Annotated in this window: 1 rRNA gene; it reads right to left on the bottom strand. The window is 55.4% G+C overall.

Features of this window, described 5'->3' with window-relative positions:
* Nucleotides 1-216 precede the first annotated feature (216 nt).
* A 16S ribosomal RNA gene (locus H7C19_RS28975) occupies nucleotides 217-1,767 on the bottom strand.
* Nucleotides 1,768-1,837 lie beyond the last annotated feature (70 nt).

Below are 1,837 nucleotides of genomic sequence, written 5' to 3'. Positions count from 1 at the left end.
TAATCAGTCGTTAGACTGATCAATTGCGCTTCGTTTCGCTATCCAGTTTTCAAGGTGCAATTCGAGCGATCGAAGATCGTCTCGACCGTGCCGCAAGAGGCAGCGTTTCGTTAGAAACACGTTCGTGCGGTACGCTTTGAAGGATGATTTCTCCTTCAAAACTGAACTCGAGCGTAAGCTTAACGGACTTTCGTATTGCCCCGAAGGGCTCCTTAGAAAGGAGGTGATCCAGCCGCACCTTCCGATACGGCTACCTTGTTACGACTTCACCCCAATCATCTACCCCACCTTCGACGGCTGGCTCCTTGCGGTTACCCCACCGGCTTCGGGTGTTGTAAACTCTCGTGGTGTGACGGGCGGTGTGTACAAGACCCGGGAACGTATTCACCGCGGCATGCTGATCCGCGATTACTAGCAATTCCGACTTCATGCAGGCGAGTTGCAGCCTGCAATCCGAACTGAGACCGGCTTTGGTAGGATTGGCTCCGGATCGCTCCTTCGCTGCCCGTTGTACCGGCCATTGTAGTACGTGTGTAGCCCAGGTCATAAGGGGCATGATGATTTGACGTCATCCCCGCCTTCCTCCGGTTTGTCACCGGCAGTCAATCTAGAGTGCCCACCCGAAGTGCTGGCAACTAAATTCAAGGGTTGCGCTCGTTGCGGGACTTAACCCAACATCTCACGACACGAGCTGACGACAACCATGCACCACCTGTCTCCTCTGTCCCGAAGGAAAGGTCTATCTCTAGACCGGTCAGAGGGATGTCAAGACCTGGTAAGGTTCTTCGCGTTGCTTCGAATTAAACCACATACTCCACTGCTTGTGCGGGTCCCCGTCAATTCCTTTGAGTTTCAGTCTTGCGACCGTACTCCCCAGGCGGAGTGCTTAATGTGTTAACTTCGGCACCGAGGGGTGGACCCCCCCAACACCTAGCACTCATCGTTTACGGCGTGGACTACCAGGGTATCTAATCCTGTTTGCTCCCCACGCTTTCGCGCCTCAGCGTCAGTTACAGTCCAGAGAGCCGCCTTCGCCACTGGTGTTCCTCCACATCTCTACGCATTTCACCGCTACACGTGGAATTCCGCTCTCCTCTTCTGCACTCAAGTCTCCCAGTTTCCAGTGCGACACGGGGTTGAGCCCCGCACTTAGACACCAGACTTAAGAAACCGCCTGCGCGCGCTTTACGCCCAATAATTCCGGACAACGCTTGCCCCCTACGTATTACCGCGGCTGCTGGCACGTAGTTAGCCGGGGCTTTCTTCTCAGGTACCGTCATCGAATGTGCAGTTAACACACCCTTATTCTTCCCTGGCAACAGAGCTTTACGACCCGAAGGCCTTCCTCACTCACGCGGCGTTGCTCCATCAGGCTTGCGCCCATTGTGGAAGATTCCCTACTGCTGCCTCCCGTAGGAGTCTGGGCCGTGTCTCAGTCCCAGTGTGGCCGTTCACCCTCTCAGGTCGGCTACGCATCGTCGCCTTGGTGAGCCGTTACCCCACCAACTAGCTAATGCGCCGCAGGCCCATCTGCAAGCCACAGATTGCTCCGTGTTTCCCAATCCAGCCATGCGGCCGAATTGCGTATCCGGTCTTAGCATTCGTTTCCGAATGTTATCCCAGTCTTGCAGGCAGGTTGCCTACGTGTTACTCACCCGTCCGCCACTAACCTTCGCGGGAGCAAGCTCCCTTGAAAGTCCGTTCGACTTGCATGTATTAGGCACGCCGCCAGCGTTCGTCCTGAGCCAGGATCAAACTCTCCATAAAGGTCCGTTTCAGCGGCAGCACTTCCGGAGGAAGTGTGAGAGCTGATACGGACGGTTTTGAAGAACCTCGA

This window comes from Cohnella nanjingensis, from assembly GCF_014212125.1.
GTDB lineage: Bacteria > Bacillota > Bacilli > Paenibacillales > Paenibacillaceae > Cohnella > Cohnella nanjingensis.
The sequence above is the reverse complement of the archived record's forward strand: the minus strand, read 5'-3'. Positions and strand labels throughout refer to the sequence as shown.